This window comes from Rhodococcus sp. 15-649-2-2 (assembly GCF_002258645.1).
Classification (GTDB): Bacteria; Actinomycetota; Actinomycetes; order Mycobacteriales; family Mycobacteriaceae; genus Rhodococcoides.
The window spans coordinates 26,288-49,748 of sequence record NZ_NPFM01000028.1 but is presented as its reverse complement, the minus strand read 5'-3'; the positions used below and the strand labels follow the sequence as shown (position 1 = coordinate 49,748).

Here is a 23,461-nt window from a genome sequence, read left to right as displayed (position 1 = left end):
GGCCTCATTTTCCAGTCACGAGGGGCGCGACCTCGGTGCCGAGCAATTCGATGCCGCGAAGCAGGTCGCTGTGCGCCAGCCGCGGATTGGTCATCTGTAGCGACAGTCGATCCACACCGCCCAGTTGCTCACCCACTCGCAGAATCTTGTCTGCCACCGTCTGCGGATCGCCCATGAAGAACGCGCCGTTCGGGCCGGAAGTGGCGTCGAACTGTTGCCGGCTCGGTCGGGCAAATCCACGCTCACGGGAGATCTTGGTGAACATCTCGTTCCAGCCGGGATAGATGGTGTCGGCTGCAGCCTGGGTTGTCTCGGCGACGAAGCCGAACACGTGCAGACCTACCTTCAGCTGCTCGGGCGGGTGACCCGCTTGCGCGCCGGCGCGGCGGTAGAGGTCGACGAGCGGAGCGAACTGGCGTGGCTCGCCGCCGATGATGGCGATCATCAGCGGGAGTCCCAGAAGTCCTGCGCGAGCAAAGGATTCAGGGGTGCCACCTACACCGACCCAGATCGGCAACGGGTCCTGAAGTGGGCGCGGATAGATCCCCTGTCGGTTGAGCGCCGGACGGTGCCGACCCGACCAGGTGACTTCTACGTTGTCGCGGATCTGCAGCAGGAGGTCCAGCTTTTCAGCGAAGAGCGAGTCGTAATCGGCCAGATCCAGGCCGAACAGCGGGAACGATTCGGTGAACGAACCGCGACCCACGACCAGATCGACCCGGCCCTTGGAGATCAGGTCGAGGGTGGCGAACTCTTGGAACACCCGCACTGGATCGTCCGCACTGAGCACCTTGACGGCGCTACCGAGCCGAATGTTCTCGGTTCGGGCGGCTGCAGCAGCCAGGATGATCGACGGGGCCGAGTCGTAGTACTCGCTGCGATGATGCTCGCCGATACCGAACGAGTAGAGCCCGACCTGATCGGCGAGTGCGATCTCCTCGAGCAGGTGACTCATCCGCTCCTCGGGCGCGATCACCCGACCGTCGGTCGGGTCGGTCACGGAAGAGACGAAACTGTCGACGCCCAGATGCATGGTGGGACCTTTCGATTCGGGATGGTCGACTCCATCAGCATCGGTGAAGATTCAATTATTCCGCTGGGAGGCCGAGCAGACGACTACGCTCCCCATCGCTTCAACTCGTCCCCCGCGAAGTACATCTGTTGACTACCGCCGAAGCGAACCAACAGTTGCTGCTTCTCCTCGTAGAACCACACCACAGTTCCGTAGACACCGCTCATGGGCCCACTCAGCGGAGTGACTCCGTCGCCTATCTCGAATCCGTCCATGGCTGCACCGTACCTATCGAAGATGCCGAAATCGGACACCCACCGAGCAGACGCCGTTCGGCTTATCGCCCGCCGCGCTTACGTGCGCGCCGTTCGTCCAGCTTTCGCTTTCCGTAGCCCCATGTGATGCGGCCGAGACCCTCGAAGAGTCGGCTGGAGAGACTTCTTCGGCTGCTCATAGTGTGGCCTCGTTTCCAGTGGTGATCATGTTCTGTTGGTCCTTTCTCGGAAGCAGCAGGCTTTCCGGTACGCCCTGTACCTGGTAGCTGCGCCGAGTAAGTCGATTCGAGCGCGAGCAAGCACACATCGCTCACGTGTGATCTACATCACTGACTATCTACCGGGTACCGCGTTAGGCCTGCGCGACAAGTCGGTCGATCCACTCGAGCAACTCGGGGTAAGCAGCGATGTTGGTGGCCGTATGGTCGACTGCGGGAACGAGATCGGTTCCGAAGTCGAACTCCCGAACGGTGATGTCGGTACCTCCGGCGGCGCGCCAGCGCTGCGTCAGGAGTCGGCTCTGCTCGATCTCGACAGAACGGTCGTGGATGCCGTGAACGATCATCACGGGCGCGACGGGCGCGGTGAATCCAATGGTGTTCGCCGCCGTCAGTGGGCCCAGTACGGGACCCAGCATCAGCGCGCTCAGCGACGTGCCGTCCGCAGTCAGGTCCTCGGACCGCAGTGATCCGTACCCGAGCGCGTCGGTGTTGCAGAAATCCAGTGCCGCATCGAGAGCTGCCCGTCCGCGATCATTGAACAGAGCGCGGATTCGGTCGGCCTGGTCGGGGTGCGCGCCGATCAGGCCGTCGATCGTATAGAGCATTGTCGCGGCCCACGCGGAGCCGTCCTGGCCTTCGACGCGGACCACAGGATCGGTCGGTGCGGCACCGACGAAGGCCCCGACCACGGACACGTCGGGCGCGTACGTGGAGGCGAGCTCTGCGGCGGCAGCCGACGCGACGCCGCCCGCCGAGTAGCCGTAAAGGACAACGGGCGCGTCGGTCTCACGTGCCGCGGCCCGCGCCGAGTCGAGCAGGGCACGTGCGCTGGCGACCCGGCCGAGGAACTCGTACTCGCCGGGGGTACCGAGCCCTTGGTAGTCGGTCGTGACCACCTGATACCCCTGTGCCAGAAGCGGCAACAGCGCCGGCATCGTCGTTGTCAGTCCCAACTCGGAGGAACCCGAGCAGCGGTCGGCGATCCCGTAACTGCCCGGCGCATAAGCGATCACAGGCCGGGGTCCGGGCCCTGCCCATGCACGGGTGGGTGTGACCAGAAGCCCCGACACCGCCACCGCTCGATCACGGGGATCGGCAGATCGGTACAGAATGCGCTCGGTGTGCGACCCCAGAAGGTCGAGCTGCGGCACGGGTTCTCGGCGCACGATGGACCCAGGTGCGTACGCCTCCAAATCGGCAACGGGAGCACCGTAGAAATCGGCACTACCCGGTGCCGCCGAGACGGGTGCGGCCGAGACGGGTGCGGCCGAGACGGGTGCGGCCGACAGCACGAGGGACCCGACAAGGACGGAGAGGGCGAAGGTGACGGAAAGGAGTCTCATCTCGCGGCCAAGTATGCGGCCCCGAGTGCTGATCCGCATTCGCTGTTCGCCGTCTTCCCGCTACTTTCCCGGCTTGATCCATGTCGGGACAAGGGTGCGTACCTGTGGTGCGCCGGCCAACAGCGGTGCCGCTTCACGTTCGTACTCCCGATAAGCGGGATGCTGGAGAAATGTGACCGCATCCTCGGCGGTGCGGTAGTGCTGAAACGCAGTGATGCGATCGGGATCGTCGGAATCGAGACAGTAGTAGTAAGCGAGATGCCCGGGATTGTCGAGCACAGCCGAAGCCATGTGCTTTTCCCACAGGGCTCGGACAGCGTCGCGCTGGTTCGGCAGGGTCGTGTGAGAGACGACCACCGTGACGCCGGAGCCGGCCTCGGGTTCTGTTGACATCTCGGTTTCCTTTCGGTCGACGCATCCAATGCCCGCGATCATGCACCATGGGTCGGACATTCGACTGTGGAGTGAGAGGGCCGTGAGTCGGTCCGATCAGCCCCAGGCATCCCAGTACGCTCCTGATCGGGCATCGAAAACGATCACCGGAGTGTTGGGCCCGTCGAGTTGTGCTCGGTCGAGCGCGGATCCGCACGGTAGATTCGCTCGACCGGCCTACGACCGTCAGACATGATCCACTCTGCCGGACGCCTGTCGACCAGCGTCCAGCCGGTGCGTTCGTACAATTCGATCGCTTTGCTGGAGCGCTCGATGACATCGAGCATCGACGCACCTCCAATTCGCGCCTGCCGCAACAGCGCATCTCCGACGAGCGAGCCCCGGTGTCCCGGTCGCACGAAGAGTCGGGACACCCAGAGGGCACCCGCCTTGTCGACGATGACGACATGTCCGACGATGCGATTCTCATGCTCAGCAACCCACGCGGCCGCCATGTTCTCGGGCGTCAACCAGTCAGCCGGATCGTGTGGCCAACGATGCGGATAGTCGTCGGATTTGTGGACGTCGATCAGCGCCTCGACACACAGCGGCAGGTCAGCTGGATCTCTCGATCGGACGACCACCATCGATCGAGTATCCCGCACCGATAGCCGTCAACGCTGATCAGGTCGCTCGGCCACCAGCGATCGCGCACGGGTGGTTTCTGTTCAACGACGCCGACCCCGAGCCTTCACGTCCCACCGCACCTCGGCTCCGTCGCAGATCACCCGAGAAGCCGGTGGCAGCAACATTTCCGACGATACCTGGACCACCGCATCGTGGGAAGCCACAGCCCAACGCGACCTTGAGTTCATCGTCGATTACGTTGCCGGACGGTCGAATTCGGCTCCTCCTCGAAACGTATCGGTTAGGCAGAGCTGCCAGGGACCGAATCAGGTTCCAGCGCTCAACTTTCGATCGTTACGATCGGCGATGCCTGCTGCACGGTGTACGAGGTCCATGGCAGGGTTGCGAGGACGTCGGGGAGGCCGGGGTAGTCCGAGACCCACGCTGTTGTGGGATCGGCGCCTTCGGTAACGCACGATGCGAGCGCAACATAGGTGCCGGCCGGGATATCGGTGACGTGTTGGGTACTGATTCCGACCTGGCCCGCGTCGTCGGTCGAGTACAGCGACTGACCGTTGCCGACGACCTCCCACACTGGAGGCAGCACTCCGCCCGGTGCGGGAGCCAACGATGTGCCGCAAGTCAGTTCGCTACCGGAATTGTTGGTAATCGTGTTTGTCACGGTCGACCCGTCGACCTCGAACGCGTACGTCACATCTGTCGACTGCGCCGCCGATGCCGTCGCGGGGAACACCAATAGTGCTGGGGCGCAGAGTAGAGCCCCGAGCAGAAGTCGGCGGGTCGATTGCATGGCAATTCTCCTCGTTCGAGCGAACTACGTCCGGTTCAACAGTCTGCCTCAAAAAATACCGATCAGCATCTTTCGAACCGAATGCAGCCTGAGGTCGCACAAAACAGGATCGAGAACCGTTGTGTCGGTGTCAGATTGCAGACGTCTACCGTCCACCAGTTCCCTGCTCCGATTCCGCACGCTTCTTGATGTATGCATTCCGAACGCGCAGGACGCGCCGAAGATACAGCTTGCCGGGGACGTCCAGGATCACAGCGCCGAGTCGTCCGCCAGGGAATGTCACCGACGTGATGTCGACCATGTGCGTGTGTTCACGTCGTGCGAGAAACAAATGCTCGTGACGCATGGAGGCAACGGGGCCGGTGACCTGCTCATCCACGAAATATCGTGAGGGCTCGTACTCCGTGATGCGACTGGTCAAGGTGAACCACACACCGAGGTGCCTGGAACGGATTTCGATTTCATCGCCCAAACGAAGATCACTTCGACCCGAGTCGACCCGCACACTCTCATCGAACGAACCCTGAGACTCGGCGTGAACGACAGCATCCGATTCCAGATCGAACACCACTGCCGGGTCCGCGTCGATCGACGTCGTCAGCCTGATGATGAAAGACATCCGCACAGCTTCGCAGGACACCTTCCGCTGATCCAGACGGCCTTCCACACAGGCGGAATCCGGTACGTCGAGCGTGTGAGAATTCGGCTATGCCTGCAACTTGGGAAGACTTCACCTGGATCTCCGACGAATACGAATGGGTGCATACGGGCGTGTCGTTCACATTCGTCCACCACGACGATGCGGAAGCGGTCCTCGACGCCCTGACCACGTCGAGGACCGGCACGGTTACCGGTTTGGAGGGTGTCAATGCCGATGTCGAGGTCGTTGGCGTCGTTCAGGTGGGTGCTTGGGTTCTGGTGGTCGCACCGTCGGTTGCAGGGTTGGCCCATGAATTGATGGCACCGTTGTCGGTCGGTGGCGAGGCCCTCACCTTCGCGACTCAGTTGGGTCACAGCAATTTTGCCCAATGGGTCGACGGCGTACGAACGGCGATGTTCGATGCGCTGCTGAAGGATGGGCCGGGTTTCGATGAACTCGACAGCCCCTGGCGAGATCGCATGCGTGACGTCGGCGATGCCCCCGATACCGAGGACTCCATGCCCGACGGCCTGTTTCATACGCTGGAGGTCTATTTGGCGATGATCGTCAACCACACTGGCGTCGAACTGACTCGGGAGCTCTTGCGCAGCGCGCAGTTTCAGATAGGTGACTCCCTCGAATAGTGGAACTCGATGCGAGGTATCGCGAGCTCCACCGAGGAGTAGTCCGCTCAGCGGCGAAGCACTACATCCAACGGACCACCGGCATACCCGACTGAATCCAAGCACTCGTCGGCGGATACGTCCGAGACGAATCGACTGGGCAGCCACCCAACAAAAAACGCCCGTTCACCAGATGGTTCTGGTGAACGGGCGTTTCAGTGTGCGCCATCAGGGATTCGAACCCCGGACCCGCTGATTAAGAGTCAGCTGCTCTAACCAACTGAGCTAATGGCGCCGATCCGCACCGCGTGTTCTCTGCGGTGCGGGAGAAACATTAACAGCAGATGCCGCCAGATGTGAAATCGGCTGGTCAAAGCGCCTGTTGCGTCAGTTGAAGATCCTGCGAACCACGAGAACTGCCACCACTGCGCCCACTCCGAGCAGAGTGAACTTCACTGCCGGCTCGTTGAGCTTTGCCACCACGGACTGCTTGGTGTTGGCGACGATGTTCTTGGGGCTGGCACGGACGCTCAGCTCGTCCAGGGTGCTGGCGAGCTGATTGCGAGCGGCCTCGATCTCGCGCTCGATTCGGTCGGTGTCCTTGGCCACGTGTCCTCCAACTTGTTGCAAATAGTCTCGGTCGCAGTCGAGCCTAGAGCACGACGATATTTCGATAGTCTCGTGCGGTGACCGAATACAGCAAGCTCGAGCCGGGCGACACCGCTCCGGCGTTCACCCTGCCCGATTCCGACGGCAACGACGTCTCCCTCGCCGACTATGCAGGCAAGAAGGTGATCGTGTACTTCTACCCCGCCGCGAGCACCCCCGGCTGCACCAAGCAGGCCTGCGACTTCCGCGACAGTCTCGCCGAGCTCAACGGCGAAGGCCTCGAAGTCATCGGCATCTCCCCCGACAAGCCGGCCAAGCTCGCGAAGTTCCGCGACAAGGAAGAGCTGACGTTCCCGCTGCTCTCCGACGAGGAGAAGACGACGTTGCAGGCGTGGGGCGCATTCGGGGAGAAGAAGAACTACGGCAAGGTCTACGAGGGCGTCATCCGCTCCACGTTCCTCGTCGACGAGGCCGGCAAGATCGAGGTAGCGCAGTACAACGTCCGCGCCACCGGCCACGTCGCCAAGCTCCGCCGCGATCTAGCCGTCTGACCCGGCCAGCCGCTGCAGGAACAACGCCTCGGCGACGGCCATCTTCTCGATCTCCGTCGGGTCCACGCTCTCGTTGGGAGCGTGGATCCGGCACCGAGGTTCCTCGACGCCCATCAGCACGATCTCGGCGTCCGGCAGCACCTGAGCCAACGCGTTGCACAGCGGAATGGACCCGCCCTGCCCGGCCGTCCCCATCGGATGCCCGAACGCCTCTTCCAGCGCCTCGGACAGTGCTGCGTAGCCCGGTCCGTCGGTCCTGGCCCGGAAGGGCGATCCGACAGCCTCACGCTCAACGGTGACGCGCGCATTCCACGGCGTTCGCGCCTCGAGATGAGCCACCAAAGCATCCTGAGCCGTCTTGGGATCCATTCCCGGCGGTACGCGCAAATTGAGCCTCGCGGACGCACGCGGTGAGATCGCCGCCGCAGACCCCACGACGGGCGGGCAGTCGATACCCAGAATGGTCAGAGCGGGCCGCGCCCACACCGCGTCGGCCACAGTGCCCGAGCCCGCCAGCCGGACGCCGTCGAGCACCCCGGCATCGGAGCGGAACTGTTCCGTCTCGTACGCGACTCCGTCCCACGTCTGCCCTCCGTCGAGACCGTCGACCACGGTGTCACCCTGCTCGTTGCGCAGGGTGGAGAGCACCTGCACCAACGCGGCGAGCGCATCGGGAGCCGGACCGCCGTACATGCCGGAATGAACCTCTCCTGCAAGTGTTTCCACGTGTACCACCACATTGGCGATACCGCGAAGAGTGGTCGTCACCGTCGGCAGGCCCACCCGCGCGTTCCCGGTGTCGCCGATGACGACCACGTCGGCGGCGAACAATTCCGGTCGCTGCTCCACGAGCGCTTCGAGCCCACCCGTGCCCGTCTCTTCCGAACCCTCACAGACGATCCGAACGCCCACACCGATGGACTCCCCCAGCGCCCGAAGCGCCAACAGGTGCATGATCACGTTGCCCTTGCAATCGGCCGATCCTCGCCCGTACCACCGACCGTCTCGCTCGGTCAGCTCGAAAGGCGCACTGTTCCAGAGATTCTGCTCTCCCGGAGGCTGAACGTCATAGTGCGAGTAGAGCAGAACGGTCGGCGCTCCCGCGGGTGCCGGACGCGAGCCGACAACGGCCAGCGAGCCGTCGACCGTCTCGATCAACTGCACGTCCGGAACACCCGCGTCCAGGAAAGCCTGTTGCACCCAGCGTGCCGCACCGAAGCATTCCTCGACCGGAAACTGTCGGGGATCGTGTACCGACGTGAACCGAACCAGCTCTGCCAACTCCGCTTTCGCTCGGGGCATCGCCGCTTCGATGTCGGATCGAACGTCCACGGGTGGTGCATCGGCAGGCATGAGTCCTCCAAACGAGAAAATGACAGACAGGCTCTCGCCAGTCTGTCATCACTCGTAGCGCGGAGCGCCCGCTGTCAGCCCCCGGCCAACTCCTGATGAATCCACTCACCGGTCTGCTGCCAGTGTCGATCCCACGCTTCCTGCTCGAGCTGCTCTTGCGACTTTCCCGGCTCCGGCACAACGACAGGGACGGTGAACTGCGGAGGGTCGACCTTCGTCGGAGCGGGAGCCGGCTGCGGAGCGACCACGGCCTGCGGCGCATCCTGCGTGGCCCACGCGTCCGTTGTCGGTGTCGGTGTGGCAACGGTTGCCGGATCCACGGTAGGAGGAATCGTCTCCGGTAGCGGTGCAAGGGCCGGTGCGGCCAGGGCAGCCGGGTCGGTCGTCGTCATTGGGTCCACGTAACGGGTTGCCCCGGCCAGATCGGCACCGGCATCACGCTGGTCGACGCTCTGCTCCGCGGTGGATTCCGAGTCACCCGGTAACGTTGCAGCAACCGCAACACCTGCCGACAGCACGCCCGCCAGCAGCACGGCTGCGAACACGAGCTTGCGACCGGAGCTCCCGGCCTGTGATGGCTTCGAGTCGGCAACCGTCGGCACTGCGGACGCAGAAACAGCGGTCACGAGTAGTGGCGTCGCGACAGTGTCCTGAGCGTCGGCCTCGTCGGGTTCGGCAGTCTGCTCCGGCTCCGATTCGGCGGACAACGGCTCCACCGGCGCGACGGCCGGCGCTGCGACTGCCTCTTCCACTGGGGCCGGCCCGTCCGCGAGCGCCAGTAGCGCAGCCCCTCGTGCGGCGATCTGATCGGCATCTCCCACTCGCATCACGGGAACACCGAGTCCGAGAGCCAGGATGTCGACGAGGTCGCGATTGCTCGACGAGTCGCCGAACAGGGCCACGAACTCGGGCTTCTTGCCGGAGTGATCCACTACGTCCCACGCCAGTGGAATGGTGCTGCCGATGCGTTCGGGCGACATCGAATCCAGCTCGGCGGTTCTCGTAGGGGTGAACGATGCCTCTGCGGCATCCGCAAGAGAGATGGAGACGCCAGCCTCACCCATGTAGTACAGGAGCACTGTCTTCGCGTCGGCGAGTTCTTCCGATTGGGCCAGCCAGGTCAGGAACGACTCGGACGCCGAACACAACGTCACAGGTTCGTCGCCGAGAGCACCGCTGAATTCGGCGCGTTCCGCCTCGGATCGATACACCACGCCTACTGCGTCGACGTCGGTATCGAGGGTCGCGGCCTCGGCACGCATGATCTCGATCGCTTCGGTCAGTACGGTGGCCGCGTCGGGGTGCAGTGGCGTCGTCCGATCGGCGAGTACCTCGCCTGAGGTCGGCTCGACAAGAATTGTCTGCATCGAGCCAGATTCGATCGCTATACCAATGGTTGCCATGGCAGTCTCCCTGTGCTCAGGGTGGAGGCACCCGACCATGAACGTCATCCAGCGGATCCGAACGACGATCACCCTGCACGGAAATTGATTCTGTTCCTTGAACCATACCTGTTGACGGTTAAATTGGTCCAGATCGGTCTTGGAGTTTGTCACAGGGATTGGAACCGGTCGTTGTCGTCAACCCCATGTTCGTTCGAAACTCTCGGCTGCCGACCCGCAGGTAGCGGACCAGGTGTGGCTACCGGGCCCGTCCGCCGGATAGCCTGACCGGGTGGAATCCTCTGCTCGTGCTCAGTCCTCGCGCCGTCTCGACGCCGCGCTCGAGTCGACGGCACAGACGCAGGAACTGATGCCGCGCCGCCGACCCACCCAGGAACGCAGTCAACGCAAATTCGACGCCCTGCTGCAGGCCTCGCGTGAGTTGCTCAGCGACGTGGGGTTCGAGTCGTTCACCTGCGAGGAAGTCGCGTCGCGCGCCGAACTGCCGATCGGCACGCTGTACCAGTTCTTCGCCAACAAATACGTCATCGTCTGCGAGCTCAATCGCCAGGACCTCGTCGGAGTACAACAGGAGCTGGCCGAATTCGACGGCGAGGTCCCGTCGCTGGATTGGGTGCGGTTCCTCAACAACTTCGTCGACCACATGGCGGGCATGTGGATGACCGACCCGTCGCGCCGTGAGGTGTGGCTCGCCATGCAGTCGACGCCGTCGACGCGTGCGACCGGAGTCATCCACGAGCGAGAGTTCGCCGATCAGGTCTCGCGCATGCTCGGGCCGTTGACTCCGCGCACACCACGGCACCGCAGGAACCTCATGGCTCAGGTGCTGGTGCACATCGTCTACTCGATGCTCAACTTCTCCGTGCAGGACGGCCAGAGCCACGAAGACGCCGTCGCCGAACTCAAACGCATCATGATGGCCTATCTGCTCGTCGCCGAGAAGGAGAGCAGGCGTTCCGGCGGCTCGGCGAGCGATAACGAGCAAGCCTGAGCAACCGAGCCCGCACAGACGAAAGGCCCGCCCGATCTCGTGGATCGGACGGGCCTTACTCGTTTCAGCGGAGACTCACTCCTCCAGGATCGCCACCGCGGCAGCGATGTCGCCGTCGTGCGTCAGCGACAGGTGAATCTTGACCGTCGGCAGGAACTCCTGCGCGATGCCGTGCAGCTTGATGGACGGACGGCCCCACGCATCGTTGACGACCTCGATCAACGGGTACGGGTTGTCACCGATCTGCGGCGGCCGAGCGAATCGCGATGTCGCCCAAGCCTTCAGCACTGCTTCCTTGGCGGCCCACCGTGCTGCGTAGTGGCGGGTCGGATCGGAACTCTTCGTCGCGGCATGCCGACGCTCACCCGCGGTGAAGCTGTCGCGAATCATCGTCGTGCCGACCTTCTCCATCTGCTCGGCGAAGTCGGACACCGTCACCAGGTCGAAACCCACTCCGAGAATCGCCATCAGATGGCACCCGGCAGACCGGAGGAGTAGACATCGTCCTCGCCGAGGCGAGCGGACTCGTTGAGCAACACGTTTGCCTCCAGTTCGCGCGACGCCTTGGCCGGCGTCCCGTCATGTCCGAGCCGTCGATCGTCGGGCCGCTCGTAGAGGGAGTCGCCTCCCACCATTGCGGAGATCAGCCTGCGCTGACCGGCAATTCGACGCTCGTTCGCCTTGGCGATGTACTCCGCACGGCGATCCGCGGGAACGGCCTCGATGAACGCCTGCGGGTGCACCAGAGCGATGAGTCCGGACACGTGCCCGAATCCGAGCGAGGTGAGCAGACCCGCCTTGAGCGGAACCGAGTCGCCGAAGCGCAACGGCTCCCGTGCCCACACCAGATGCTCGAAGCCGGTCATCTTGTCGTCGACGCAGTCGAGGCTGCGGTTCGGCGGAATGACGCCGTTGGCCAGCACCTGGCACAGGCCGATCAGCTGCCAGGCAGCCGCTCCACCCTTCGAGTGTCCGGTGAGGCTCTTCTGCGAGACGACGAACAGCGGAGCGCCGTCCGAGCGGCCGATGGCCTTGGCGAGGCGGGTGTGCAGTTCCGCCTCGTTCGGGTCGTTGGCTGCGGTGGACGTGTCGTGCTTGGAGATCACGGCCACGTCGTCTGCACTGACGCCGAGTGCGTTGAGCGAGAGCGCAAGTGCCGAGTCCTTGCCGCCGCGACCGGCACTGAGCGCGCCGAGTCCCGGAGCCGGGATGGAGGTGTGCACTCCGTCGCCGTACGACTGTGCGTAGGCAACCACTCCGAGAACCGGTAGGCCCATCTCGAGTGCCAGATCGCCGCGGGCGAGCAGAATCGTTCCGCCGCCGTGCGATTCGACGAATCCACCGCGCCTGCGGTCGTTGGCCCGCGAGAAGCGTCGGTCGCTGATTCCCTTGGCGGACATCGCTGCCGAGTCCGCGGTGGCCGACATGTCGCCGAAGCCGATGATGCCTTCGGTGCTCAGGTCGTCGAATCCGCCGGCGACCACGAGCTGAGCCTTGCCCAGCTTGATCTTGTCGACGCCTTCCTCGACCGAGACTGCAGCGGTGGCACAGGCGGCGACGGGGTGAACCATCGCGCCGTAGCTACCGATGTACGACTGGACCACGTGCGCAGCAACGACGTTCGGCAGAGCCTCCTGCAGGATGTCGTTCGCACGAGCATCACCGAGCAGGGTATCGATGTACAGCGAGCGCATGGACTCCATGCCGCCCATGCCGGTGCCCTGCGTGTTGGCGACCAGCGTCGGGTGCACCCAGCGCATCAGTTCCGACGGGTTGAAGCCCGAGGAGATGAACGCGTCGACCGTGGTGACGATGTTCCACAGGGCGACTCGGTCGACCGAGCTGGCCATGTCGGGCGAGATGCCCCACTTGGTGGGATCGAATCCGGTCGGAATCTGTCCACCCACGGTGCGGGTGAGCTTCATCTTGCGCGGAACGCGAATCTCGGTGCCTGCCTTGCGGGTGACCTGCCAGTCGCTCGAATCGGGAACCGGTGTGATCAGCGTGTGCTCGGGATCCGCTGCCGCGAACGACCGGGCATCGATCTCGGTTCCGACCACGAAGGTGAGGTCGTTGTCGAGGAAGATCGAGGTCATCAGCGGAGCGGTGTTGCCGACCATCGCACCGTCGTCGCCGTAGGTGCGGATACCGCATTTCTCGACCACGATGTCGTGGTACTTGTCGGCGATGTCTTCCTCGGGCACCAGGTCACCGGACTCGATGTCGTACCAACCCGGCTTGGGATCGTTCTCCCAGGCGATCAGGCCGGTATTCCATGCGAGTTCGAGAACGCCTGCGGCAGAGAGCTGCTCGTCGACCTCCATCTCGAAGCGGGTACGCGCCGAACCGTACGGTCCGAGCTCACCTGCACCGACGATGACGATCAGGTCCTTCGGATCGACATCCAGGGTCGGCCATGCCGGAGCCGTGGTCGACGTCGACAGCCGCGGCGGTGCGGGCAGTGCCGCGATCACCGAGTTGTCCACTGCCTCTTCGGTCTTCTCGGCCGCGGCCGCAGCTGCGTCCCGAGCGAGCTCGACGAGGTTGAGCTTGGTGTTGGCCAGGCCGCCCGTGAGATCGGCGGTGATCGGTTCCTGCGTAGCCTGACGACGAGCGGCAGGTGTGCACAGTTCGAGCAGCTCGGTCGCCATCTCCTCGGTCGACCAGGTGCGCACACCCTCGGCCTCGACGGCCTCGACGATGGGATCGTTGCCACCCATCAGGCCGGTGCCACGCACCCACCCGATGTGAGCGTGGGCGATGGACACCCGCTCGGCCCAGTTCTTCTCCGAGCCCCACTTGGCGACAACCGCATCGAGTGCAGCCTTCGACTCGCCGTAGGCACCGTCGCCACCGAACATTCCGCGGTTCGGCGATCCCGGCAGCACCACGTGCAGGTGGGTGTCGATGTCGGTGTCGTAGCCGACCTTCGCCAGTCCGGTGATCAGACGCTCGACCGACCAGAGCAGCACGCGCATTTCCATCTCGGCGCGAGCACCGGCGTCGGACATCTCGCCCATGACCCGGGGTGCGGCGAACGGGAACAGCATCGTCGGCGTGGTGGCGGCCTTGACCAGAGTCTTTGCGCCACCGGCAGTGTCGATGAAGTCGCTGCCGATCCACTCGATGAGAGCATCGACGTCGGTGTACGACGCGATATTGGCCGGAACCACCCACAGCGACGCTCCGCTACGTGCGTTGTCGCGGTAGAGCGCCCGGTAGAAGCCGAGCCGCTCGTCGTCGAGCCTGGAGGTGGTGACGAAGACCGTCGCTCCCCCGGCCAGCAGCTTGGCGGTCACCGCTGCTGCGATGGATCCCTTGCTGCCACCGGTGACGACAGCGACCTCGTCGGCCCACTGGCCCTTGTCCTCGGATGCGACCGCGATGTCCGCGATGCGTCCGAAGGTCTCGGCGAGCACGGTCTTGTTCTCGTAGTCGGCCTTGGCCTTCCACCACTGTGCTTGAGCTGCAACAGCATTGCCTGCGCCTGCAAAGGACTCGACGGCGACATCGCCTGCGGTACCGAGCCACAACCGGGCCAGATCCTCACGGGCAGTTGCCCACCGGTCGTCGATCAGCACGGCGCGCTTGGCGTCGAACGCGGGAGCGACCAGGCGGGGCCAGTCCGATCCGAGTTCGGCGGAGACCAGCTCGACCAGAGCGGCGTCGGGGTCCTCGGCGAGCAGCGAGTTGGGGGCATCGGCCAGTCCGAGCTGTTCGAGCACCAACCGGGCTGCGGAGGCGAGAACGCCGTCGCGGCCGGTGATGTGCTCGGTGAACTCACCCAGAGCAGCAGCGTCGACGGTTCCGCCGGCTCCACCGCCTGCTTGCGGCATCGAGACTGCGACGCCGCGACGTGCGGCCACCGCGGCTACTGCCGCATCGATGACGTTGTCGACAGCAGAGCCGTCGGCGAGAGCGCCGTCGGCCAGGCCGCCGAGTGCACCGCCGCGGACCGAGGCACCGTCACGGGTGCCGAGAGCGACCTCGGCGGTGACGTGATGCGCCCAGCCGTCGCCCAGTTCCCAGGTCTTCTTGACGCGATCGGCGATCGAGGCCGGGCGTCGACCCGAGGGGCCGAACACCTTGCGGAGGTGATCGTTGATCGAATCGCTGAGCACTGGGCCGAACGGCTTGTACGTACGAGCCAGCTTGTTGACCGTGCCCGAGAGCGCGCCCATGTCGGCATCGGCTGCGCCGTCGATGGCACCGAGCGAGAGCTCGGAGCCGAGGTCGACGAGCAGCTGGTTACGACGTGAGGAGACGCCGTCGCACAGTGCCTCGATGGTGTCGGCGGGCCCGATCTGATCGAGCTGCAGTTTGGTCCACAGGCCGATGAGGATCTTGGTCGCGTCTGCAGCGACGAAGGCGATGTCGTCCGGGCGAGGTCCGCCCGACGGTGCAGCTGCCGGAGCAGGTGCTGCCGCCGGAGCAGCCGCGGCTGCAGGAGCGGCGGTCTCGGGAGCGGGAGTTGCCTCGTCCTCGTCGGCCGGAGCCGGGTCGGTGTCGGTGCCGTAGACGATCGCGGCTTCACGTTCGAGGTTGAGCACCTCGACCGGGTGACCGAAGCGGCCGGGCAGCTTGAGGGTCTGCGACGCGAGGTTGGCGACGGTCGGCGTTGCACCGAGGCCGATCTCGACGAAGCGTTCGATGCCCATGCCGCCGTCGGACTCGTCCGCGAACAGCAGGTCCTGCGTCTCGATCCATCGAACCGGGCTGGCGAACTGCCATGCCAGCAGCTCGGTCAGAATCACCCGGCACAGGTCGCTCGGCCGTGCGGCCCACGAATCGAAGTCCGCGAGAACAGTGTTCAGCGGCTCGGACGGCACCAGATCGGCGATCTCCTGGACGAACTCGCGGTCGAGCGAGAACGGCTTGGGCACCAGGTTCGGGATGTAGCGCCCCACCAGGATCGCCGGATCCAGCTGCTCGGGCAGCAGGGTCTGCAGGCGGTTGCGGAAGTCGTCGACTCCCCCGCGCAGCACGGTCGAGTGGAACGGCACGTCGATGCCCGGAACCATGATGTAGGCGGCCTTGCCACCGAATTCTGCCCGTCGAATCGCGATCTTCTTCTCGAGCTCGCCGAGGCCGGCGACCGTGCCTGCAATGGCGTACTGCGAACCGCGCAGGTTGAGGTTGACGATTTCGAGGAACTCACCGGATTCTGCTGCGACACCGGCGACGAAGCCCTGCACGTCCTCGTCGGCCAGGCCGATCTGAGACGGGCGAATGGCTGCCATCCGGTAGTCGCTGCGGCCGTTCTCGTCACGAGGAACGAGTGCGTGCATGGCCGAGCCACGCTGGAAGACGACCTCGAGGACGGCTTCGAGCGGAAGCACACCGGCGACAGCGGCGAGTGCGTTGTACTCACCCACCGAGTGGCCGGCGAGGATGGAGTTCTCCACGAACGCACCGGATTCGCGCAGCTCGGCAACCTGTGCGACACCGAGAACGGCCATCGCGACCTGGGTGAACTGGGTCAGGTGCAGCACGCCGTCGGGATGCTTGTGCGTGACGCCGCGCGCCTTGAGAGTTGTCGGGTTGTCGCGCACCACAGCGAGAATCGAGAATCCGAGTGCGCTGCGGGTGTGCTTGTCGGCACGCTCCCACACCTCACGTGCGGCCTTCGACCGAGCCCGTGCGTCCAGTCCCATGCCCGGGCGCTGGATGCCCTGGCCGGGGAATGCGTAGACGGTCTTCGGCGCAGCGGTGCGAGCAGTGGCGACCATGACGAGTTCGCCTGCGACACGGCAGGACACCTCGACGAGCTCTGCACCCTGGTCGAACCCGGTGCGGTCGACGCGAACGTCGATCTCGGCTCCTGGACGAACCATGCCGAGGAAGCGTGCCGTCCATGCAGTGAGGCGACGCGGCGGAGTCTTGGTGTCCGCGTGGTCGACTGCGGTGACCGTCTGCTGGGCAGCCGCGGAGAGCCACATGCCGTGCACGATCGGGCTGCCGAGACCGGCGAGCAGTGCTGCGGCGTCCGAGGTGTGAATCGGGTTGTGATCACCCGAGACCTGAGCGAACGCCGCCATGTTGCGCGGGGCCACGATGGTGGCCTGACGGCGACGACGACGCGGGGTGTCCTTGGCGTCGGCGCTGAGGGATCCGCCGGCGCGAGCCGGATCGGACAGCTCGCCCTTGCCGGTGCGTCCACGAATCGCGAAGCGCTCCACCAGGGTTGCGACAGAAGGAGCATCGAGGCCCTCGCCGAGCATGGCACCGATCTCGACGGTGACCTCGACGACGCGCCCGAGGTCGGTGTCGAGCACCTCTCCCGCAGCCGCCTTGACGACGAGAATCGAAGTGTCGGTAGGCAATTCACCGACCAGGTTGACGCTGTGATCGAGGTGCACCAGGTCGAGCATGCCCTCGATGACGTCGATGCCTTCGGCGTTGCGGGTAGCACCGAGGACGGCGAAGACGGCGGGCCAGCAGGCACCGACCAGAACGTCGGGAACGGCCTTGCCGCTGACGGTCAGTGTGTCGGGCAGTCCGGAACCGGTGACGCCGGCGTGGTCGGCGATCAGGTCGGGGATCCACGCGATGTTCAGCCGCGCGACGCCGCCCTTGACGGCCGGAAGCTCCTGGCCGGCAGCAACTCCGAGTAGTGCCGACATGGCCTGCTGGGCATCCTGTGCGGTGACGACGGGAGCGCCGCCGTCGATCGTGGAGGCGGGCACCGTCAGACGGATGCGTACTTCCTTGCCCGGAGCGAGAGGAACCAGCAGCTCCACATGCTCGGCATCGAGCACGGTCAGTGAGGAGCCGGTCTGCGGATGCGAGGCGACCGAATCGGAATCGACGGTCCACTCGGCAGGATCACCCAGGCGTGCAACGGGGTTCTGCGTCATACGCGAAGCCCAGGTGACGTCGGGAGCTGCCAGCACGATGCCCAGCAGTCCGGGCGCGATCTCGGCGTGGCGGCGGCTGGCAATGGCCGCCGGCTCGACACCCTCAGCGAGAAGCTGGTCCGCAGTGGCCTTCTCGAAACGGTTCAGCAGTTCGCCGACCGGCTCGTCCACACGGGTGATGCCTGCAACGGCAACGGTTCCGGGGATGATGCAGACCTGATCGGCAGAGTAGCGAGGGTCGTGTGCCTGCCACAGCGAGTCACTGCGCCACCAGCGGCGCACGTCACCGTCGACGACGGGGACGAAGTTGACCGGCTTGCCGGGCATCCGGCACAGCGAGGTGAAGAAGGTGATGTCGGCCGGGTGCAGCACCACATCGGCGGCGTCGGGGAACTGCGCGAGCAGCGACTTCAGTGCTGCGCGCGGACGTTCGAGAACCTCGGCGTCGGCGAACAGGGTGGGGATGGGTCCGCGATCGACCGGGTGCAGACGAGCCTCGGCGCGCTGCAACATCTCCAGGAAGCGGGTGCGCCAGGTGATGTCGAGCCATACCGATTCACGTGCCTCGGTCACGGCATCGGTGAACTCACCGCCGCAATCGAAGTCGCTGCGCGAGTCGGTACCGATGGCCAGATCCAGGTAGCGGGCGAGCCACTGCTGGTAGGTCATCTCGGCGACGTCACCGAAGAACGGCTTTGCAGTGCCGTCGAGTGCGGCGATGATCTCGTCGCGGCGCTCGGCCACGGCGTCGGCGTTGCCGGCGACCTCGTCGAGCAGTCGACCGCAACGCGATGCCGCATTGTCGATTTCGTGGATGTCGGCACCGAGCTGGCTACGGCCCGAAGCCATTCCGCCGGTGGCGGTTCCGGCCCCGACCCAGTCGGGAGTTCCCGGTGTGTCGACGAGAAGCTGCTTGACCTCGGGTGCCGTGGTGGCTTCGAGGGTGGCCATGGCAGCGGTGCCGACGAGGATTCCGTCGAGCGGCATCTTGGGGTAGCCGTAAACGGCCGACCAGGTGCCGGTGAGGTATTCCGCTGCGCGCTCGGGGGTTCCGATGCCGCCGCCGACACAGATGACGAGGTTGGGCCGCGACCGCAGCTCCGCGTAGGTGGTCAGCAGCAGGTCGTCGAGGTCCTCCCACGAGTGGTGCCCGCCTGCGCGGCCACCTTCGATGTGGACGTTGACCTGGTAGGACGGCACCTCGTTGGCGATGCGGATGACGGCGCGAATCTGCGCGACGGTGCCGGGCTTGAACGAGACGTAGCTGATGCCCGCCTCGGACAGCTCTTCGATGAGAGCGACTGCCTCGTCGAGTTCGGGGATTCCTGCCGTGACGACGACGCCGTCGATGGCGGCACCTGCTGCGCGAGCGCGCTGCACGATGCGGCGACCGCCGAGCTGCAGCTTCCACAGGTACGGATCGAGGAACAGCGAGTTGAACTGGATGGCGCGGCCGGGCTCGAGGAGAGTGGAGAGCTCCGCGACGCGATCGGTGAAGATGTCCTCGGTGACCTGGCCGCCACCGGCGAGCTCGGCCCAGTGGCCTGCGTTGGCCGCTGCGGCAACGATCTTCGCGTCGACCGTCGTCGGCGTCATGCCGGCGAGCAGGATCGGTGAACGTCCGGTCATCTTGGTGAAGGAGGTCTCGACCACAACGCGGCCGTCGGGCAGCGTGACCGGCTTGGGCGCAAAGGCAGACCATGCGGGCTGCACCTCGGGTGCGGCTCCCGGAGTGAGTAGATTCCGGTGGCCCCCGCGTGAGGATGCGGCGATGATGCCGACGCCCTGTCCGCGCAGTGCCGGAGTGGTCATGCGGGTGAGCAGGTCGCCCGGACCGAGGTCGAGGATCCAATCGGCACCGGCGTCGACAACGCCGTCGATGGCGTCGACCCAATCCACGGAGTCGACCAGGATCTTCTGTGCGAGGCCGCGAGCAAGCTCGACGTCGAGTCCACAGCGCTGAGCCCAGGCGCTGACGAGTTCGACAGCGTCCTCGAGAGCGGGGTGATGGAAGCCGATCTCGACCGGAAGCTGCTCGAAGACCGGAGCGAACACGGCTCCGCCACGCTTCTTGGCGTCGCGCTCACGCTCTTCCTCGGCAGCGATCTGCTCGCACTTCTCCTGAACGCGGGCCAGCTGGGCCGGCGGTCCCGAGAGTACGACGCGACGACGACCGTTGCGGATAGCGAGTGCGGCGGATCGCTCCGGCGCTCCGACGATCTCCAGGTCGGCGATGATGGCTTGCAGGCGTTCGGGCTCGACGTTGGCGACCGAGACCATCGGCGCACGGTCGCCTGCTCCGATGATTCCGCGGCGGCGGCCGACGAGACCCGCTGCTGCACCCACGAGCTGAGCGATCGCGAGGAAGTTCGCATCCTGCGCACCGTCCGCAGCGACGGACTCGGCAGCGATGAGCCCCTGCGAGTGTCCGACCACCTTGACGGGAGGGGTCTGGGAGGGATCGAGTCCCTGCAGCTTCAGCGCACGCAGTGCTGCGACCTGGGTGAGAAACACTCCGGGAAGCGAGACTGCGGCGGAAGTCAGCGCAGCCTCGGACGGTCCGTACGAGCCGACAGTGTCGTCGTCGGCGAGATCCTGCTCGAGCATCCAGCCGATGGGGTCGAATCCGACGGAGCGGACGACCAGTAGCTCGTCGGAGACGGGCGCGAGTACGGCTGCAGCCTCGTTGACGAGATCGGTGAGTTCGGGCTCGAGTGCGGAGTCGCGGGCCAGCTCTTCGAGGGAGCTGAGCCACGGTGCACCCTGGCCACCGAATGCCAGAGCGTAGGGCTCACCCGCGGCGAAACGATCTGCCAGAGTCCGAGAGCCGCCATTGCTTCTAGGGGATTTGCCTGCGTTGCCGTTCCCCCGCGTGCCGCGTCCGTGTGATGGTGTGCTCTCGTTGATCGTCAAGGCTGAAGATTCCTCTCGTGGGCGCCTCGGGGGTCGGGGCGCTCGCTGTGGTGGCTGCCCGAGTGCGTCGTGGGCTACAGGCAGAAGCAGTGAGCCGGTCGTCGTCGACAGGTCTCTCCGCGCTGCTCAAGATTGACACAAAATCATGAGGAAATCCTCAGGTTTGCTCGGACGTCCGAGTGCTACCAGCGAGTACGCCCCGTCGCGCGGCATTACTTTTTGTTTACCCAACTCGTCGGTAACCCACATTCACCCTGGCGAGGGGATCGCCTCGGCGCGCAGAACATGAGGAAACCCTCGTATTTTTCGTTATCTTTTCGTGATGTGATCTCGAGCACAGATCAGCTCCAGTCAATCCTGTCGGTGGGGTCCTCTAGCTTCGTCACTCGAACCACTCCTCACGAGGGTGGTCGACAGAATTCGGGGGGAATTCATGTATTCATCGGTAACAGACATCTACACACCGAACGAACTCGACGCAGTACTGCTGCACATCGAATCGGTTGCGTCACAATCACGTTCGCCGCACTGGACACCCGGGTGGCGCGGCGAGAGCGAGGTCGCGCTGCTCGATGCACTGTTCTCCGCCCGCGCCCCGTACGGCGGACCGACCAGCGGGGTCCGCGCAGTGCTCGCGCGATGGCGATCGCATCGTGGCGATAACCGACTCGACGACTTGACAACACTCGCAGAACTGACCTCGGACCCGGGTGTACTCGTCGAGATTCTGTCCAACCGTCAGTTCGTTCCGGGCAACAGTCGAACCAAGGCAGCAGCTGCAACCGTGGCGGCACAGACGTTGATCTCGGTGGGGCTGAGCTGTTCGACCGATTTCGAGCAGCACACGAAAGAACAATTCGATGCGTTCCGCGCGATCCCCGGCCTCGGCGAGACCACCTGGGAGTGCATGCTCATGCATCTCGGGGTGCGCACCGACAAGGCGACCGCACATCTGAACTCGTTCGTCGCCGACGCACTCGAACCGCTCCGCCAGAACCTCGCCGCTGGAATTGCCGAAGACCGCTTCCCCGCGATCCTCACAGCGGCAGCGAACGCACTCGGCACCGACCTCGCCTCGCTCGAGCACGCGGTGTGGCGATATCAGCACAAATCACGCAGGGCGAAGCAGGGTCACTCCGAAGCGGAATTGCGATCGGCAGGCTGACCGCGAGACATCAGCGCCTCCACACCGTCGAGAATGCACTCCAACCCGAACCGGTAGGCGTGCACGGGGTCGCTGGCGGCGTCGTACGACGCCGCCGCGGCCGTTCCGACCCGAGACGACACCGGAAAACGCTCACGGTCCATCACCCGTTCGATGATCGGAGCAGTGGCCGCCCACCACTGGGCGTCGGTCATTCCCGACTGCTCCTTCACCCGCACGACGCCCGCGAGGGCACGCGCGGTACCGGAGACGTGCGTGAGTACGAGTGTGAGCACGGAGTCGATCTCGATGTCGGTCAGGCCGGTGCCGACCAGGGGGCGTAGTTCGGCCTCGTACTTGTCGTTGGTGTGCGGACCCAGCACCGGCCGCGCCCCTTCCGCCTCCAGCAGCCACGAATGCCGTTGATACAGAGACCAATTGCGCTCGGCGACGAACCGCAGAGCAGGACGCCACCCGCCGGGAACAGAAGACGGCTCGTCGGCATGCGAGTAAAGGCCGACAAGGGATCGGTCGATCATCAGATCCGCCAACTCCTCTCGACCCGGAACGTGGGTGTAGAGCGACATTGCGCCGACCCCGAGATGCTCGGCCACGTTGCGCATCGACACGGACTCGAGGCCGTGCGCGTCGGCCAGCTCGATGGCGGCGTCGACGATCGCGTCCACGCTCAGCCCTGTTCGGCTCGGCTTCGCCCCCACCCGCCACAGCAACTCGAGGATGCGCGCCGGGTCGAACGAGTTCTCCTTCTTCACCACCCGGCGAGCCTAATCGGAGGTCGACCTGGCTCGAAGAACCGCGTCGCACACGTAGGAGCATCGGTTGTAGACTTCACCGGCACGCGCGAGTGGCGGAATTGGCAGACGCGCTGGATTTAGGTTCCAGTGTCTCAGGACGTGGGGGTTCAAGTCCCCCCTCGCGCACAACGGTCGTTCGGCCCGGCCCTTCTCGAGACTCCCAGGTTTGCAGGTTCCGACGTGTGAAGGTGGCTCGTATGTCCAGCGATCCCGACGACGACGCGATCTTCGCCGAAATTTCCGAAGAACGACGCTCCATCGCGCGCACACTCGAGACCTTGACCCCCGAACAATGGGACACCCCGTCGCTGTGCGACGCCTGGACTGTGCGCGACGTCGCCGCCCATCTGGTGGTCCCGCTGATCGTCCCCCTCTGGCAATTCGGCCTCGCCATGGCACGTACCCGAGGCAACTTCGACCGGGCCAATCAGCTGATGACCCAGCGTGTGCGTCGCAAGCACGGCGCCGAATTACCCGCGCTCCTCACAGCTCACGCAGACAAGAAGTTCACCCCGCCGGGACACGGGCCGATGGCTCCCTTGTCCGACGTCATCGTGCATGGATTGGACATGTGTCGGCCGCTGGGCATCGAGCACCACGTTCCCGACCACCGCATGATCACGATGCTCGATTTCCTGGTGCCCGCAACCGGCGCGGCACCGTTCAAAGGCCCCGAGCTTCGATTGCATTGGCGCGCAACCGATCTCGACTGGACCCGCGGCGACGGTCCGATCATCGAAGGATCGGCGGGCACGCTGGCGCTGATTCTTACCGGACGTAGCAGCGCGCTCGCCGACGTCACCGGCGCGGGTGCGGACCGACTCGCGGCGGCGCGGGCGAGTCGGCGACGATCGTAGGAACACCAGGGCCGTTCATGGTGAGAATCACCGCCGGGCCGCAG

18 protein-coding genes and 2 tRNA genes are annotated in these 23,461 nt (G+C 65.0%); 6 read left to right on the top strand and 14 right to left on the bottom strand.

Features of this window, described 5'->3' with window-relative positions:
* Positions 1 to 4 precede the first annotated feature (4 nt).
* The 7 genes from CH305_RS17905 to CH305_RS17875 form a co-directional block, all read right to left on the bottom strand.
* Complete coding sequence (locus CH305_RS17905) at positions 5 to 1,033, bottom strand: LLM class flavin-dependent oxidoreductase (protein WP_094704462.1); 1,029 nt, start codon at positions 1,031 to 1,033, stop codon at positions 5 to 7.
* Positions 1,034 to 1,116: 83 nt separating this feature from the next.
* Positions 1,117 to 1,287, bottom strand: coding sequence for a hypothetical protein (locus CH305_RS29070; protein ID WP_155289238.1), 171 nt, complete (start codon positions 1,285 to 1,287; stop codon positions 1,117 to 1,119).
* Between the two features lie 352 nt (positions 1,288 to 1,639).
* Positions 1,640 to 2,851, bottom strand: coding sequence for an alpha/beta fold hydrolase (locus CH305_RS17895; protein ID WP_179278329.1), 1,212 nt, complete (start codon positions 2,849 to 2,851; stop codon positions 1,640 to 1,642).
* 60 nt (positions 2,852 to 2,911) lie between these two features.
* The gene (locus tag CH305_RS17890; RefSeq protein WP_094704644.1) at positions 2,912 to 3,244 is read right to left on the bottom strand and encodes a putative quinol monooxygenase; all 333 of its coding nucleotides are present in this window, start codon (positions 3,242 to 3,244) and stop codon (positions 2,912 to 2,914) included.
* Positions 3,245 to 3,387: 143 nt separating this feature from the next.
* Positions 3,388 to 3,870 (bottom strand): GNAT family N-acetyltransferase, encoded by a 483-nt coding sequence (locus CH305_RS17885; RefSeq protein ID WP_094704460.1) that lies wholly within the window; start codon positions 3,868 to 3,870, stop codon positions 3,388 to 3,390.
* Between the two features lie 320 nt (positions 3,871 to 4,190).
* Positions 4,191 to 4,661 (bottom strand): hypothetical protein, encoded by a 471-nt coding sequence (locus CH305_RS17880; protein WP_037151123.1) that lies wholly within the window; start codon positions 4,659 to 4,661, stop codon positions 4,191 to 4,193.
* 145 nt (positions 4,662 to 4,806) lie between these two features.
* Positions 4,807 to 5,280: an SRPBCC family protein gene (locus tag CH305_RS17875; protein WP_141215876.1), complete on the bottom strand. Its 474-nt coding sequence runs from the start codon at positions 5,278 to 5,280 to the stop codon at positions 4,807 to 4,809.
* A gap of 89 nt (positions 5,281 to 5,369) precedes the next feature.
* Between CH305_RS17875 and CH305_RS17870 the strand changes: the two genes are divergently transcribed.
* The gene (locus tag CH305_RS17870) at positions 5,370 to 5,945 is read left to right on the top strand and encodes a DUF6461 domain-containing protein (RefSeq protein ID WP_094610040.1); all 576 of its coding nucleotides are present in this window, start codon (positions 5,370 to 5,372) and stop codon (positions 5,943 to 5,945) included.
* Between the two features lie 200 nt (positions 5,946 to 6,145).
* Here CH305_RS17870 and CH305_RS17865 read toward each other — a convergent pair.
* Positions 6,146 to 6,219, bottom strand: a tRNA-Lys gene (locus CH305_RS17865).
* A 92-nt stretch (positions 6,220 to 6,311) separates the two neighbouring features.
* Positions 6,312 to 6,533, bottom strand: coding sequence for a DUF3618 domain-containing protein (locus tag CH305_RS17860; protein ID WP_032375974.1), 222 nt, complete (start codon positions 6,531 to 6,533; stop codon positions 6,312 to 6,314).
* Between the two features lie 77 nt (positions 6,534 to 6,610).
* On the opposite strand from CH305_RS17860, the gene bcp reads away from it, so the two are divergent.
* Positions 6,611 to 7,084, top strand: coding sequence for a thioredoxin-dependent thiol peroxidase (bcp, locus tag CH305_RS17855; RefSeq protein ID WP_094704459.1), 474 nt, complete (start codon positions 6,611 to 6,613; stop codon positions 7,082 to 7,084).
* On the opposite strand, the gene CH305_RS17850 is transcribed toward bcp, so the two are convergent.
* Complete coding sequence (locus CH305_RS17850; RefSeq protein ID WP_094704458.1) at positions 7,073 to 8,437, bottom strand: dipeptidase; 1,365 nt, start codon at positions 8,435 to 8,437, stop codon at positions 7,073 to 7,075. The genes bcp and CH305_RS17850 overlap by 12 nt on opposite strands.
* A 74-nt stretch (positions 8,438 to 8,511) precedes the next feature.
* Positions 8,512 to 9,840 carry a hypothetical protein gene (locus tag CH305_RS17845; RefSeq protein ID WP_256983848.1) on the bottom strand — a complete coding sequence of 443 codons (1,329 nt, stop codon included), beginning with the start codon at positions 9,838 to 9,840 and terminating at the stop codon, positions 8,512 to 8,514.
* A 349-nt stretch (positions 9,841 to 10,189) separates the two neighbouring features.
* Here CH305_RS17845 and CH305_RS17840 point away from each other — a divergent pair, with 349 nt between their 5' ends.
* A complete protein-coding gene (locus CH305_RS17840) occupies positions 10,190 to 10,831 on the top strand; it encodes a TetR/AcrR family transcriptional regulator (protein ID WP_371829127.1) in 642 nt (213 codons plus the stop codon).
* Positions 10,832 to 10,906: 75 nt separating this feature from the next.
* Here CH305_RS17840 and CH305_RS17835 read toward each other — a convergent pair whose 3' ends face one another.
* Positions 10,907 to 11,299: a holo-ACP synthase gene (locus CH305_RS17835; RefSeq protein ID WP_032375969.1), complete on the bottom strand. Its 393-nt coding sequence runs from the start codon at positions 11,297 to 11,299 to the stop codon at positions 10,907 to 10,909.
* On the bottom strand, positions 11,299 to 20,601 hold the full coding sequence (locus CH305_RS17830; RefSeq protein ID WP_094704456.1) for a type I polyketide synthase: 9,303 nt from the start codon (positions 20,599 to 20,601) through the stop codon (positions 11,299 to 11,301). Before CH305_RS17830 ends, CH305_RS17835 begins: the two co-directional genes overlap by 1 nt.
* A 433-nt stretch (positions 20,602 to 21,034) precedes the next feature.
* On the opposite strand from CH305_RS17830, the gene CH305_RS17825 reads away from it, so the two are divergent.
* Entirely contained in the window at positions 21,035 to 21,766 is a 732-nt protein-coding gene (locus CH305_RS17825; protein ID WP_143545296.1) for a hypothetical protein, read from the top strand.
* Here CH305_RS17825 and CH305_RS17820 read toward each other — a convergent pair.
* Positions 21,733 to 22,521 (bottom strand): TetR/AcrR family transcriptional regulator, encoded by a 789-nt coding sequence (locus CH305_RS17820; RefSeq protein ID WP_032402293.1) that lies wholly within the window; start codon positions 22,519 to 22,521, stop codon positions 21,733 to 21,735. The two genes, CH305_RS17825 and CH305_RS17820, sit on opposite strands and share 34 nt — an antisense overlap.
* 83 nt (positions 22,522 to 22,604) lie before the next feature.
* Here CH305_RS17820 and CH305_RS17815 point away from each other — a divergent pair.
* Together CH305_RS17815 and CH305_RS17810 are read left to right on the top strand one after the other, a co-directional pair.
* Positions 22,605 to 22,686, top strand: a tRNA-Leu gene (locus CH305_RS17815).
* A gap of 71 nt (positions 22,687 to 22,757) precedes the next feature.
* The gene (locus CH305_RS17810) at positions 22,758 to 23,417 is read left to right on the top strand and encodes a maleylpyruvate isomerase family mycothiol-dependent enzyme (protein ID WP_094704454.1); all 660 of its coding nucleotides are present in this window, start codon (positions 22,758 to 22,760) and stop codon (positions 23,415 to 23,417) included.
* Positions 23,418 to 23,461: the final 44 nt, after the last annotated feature.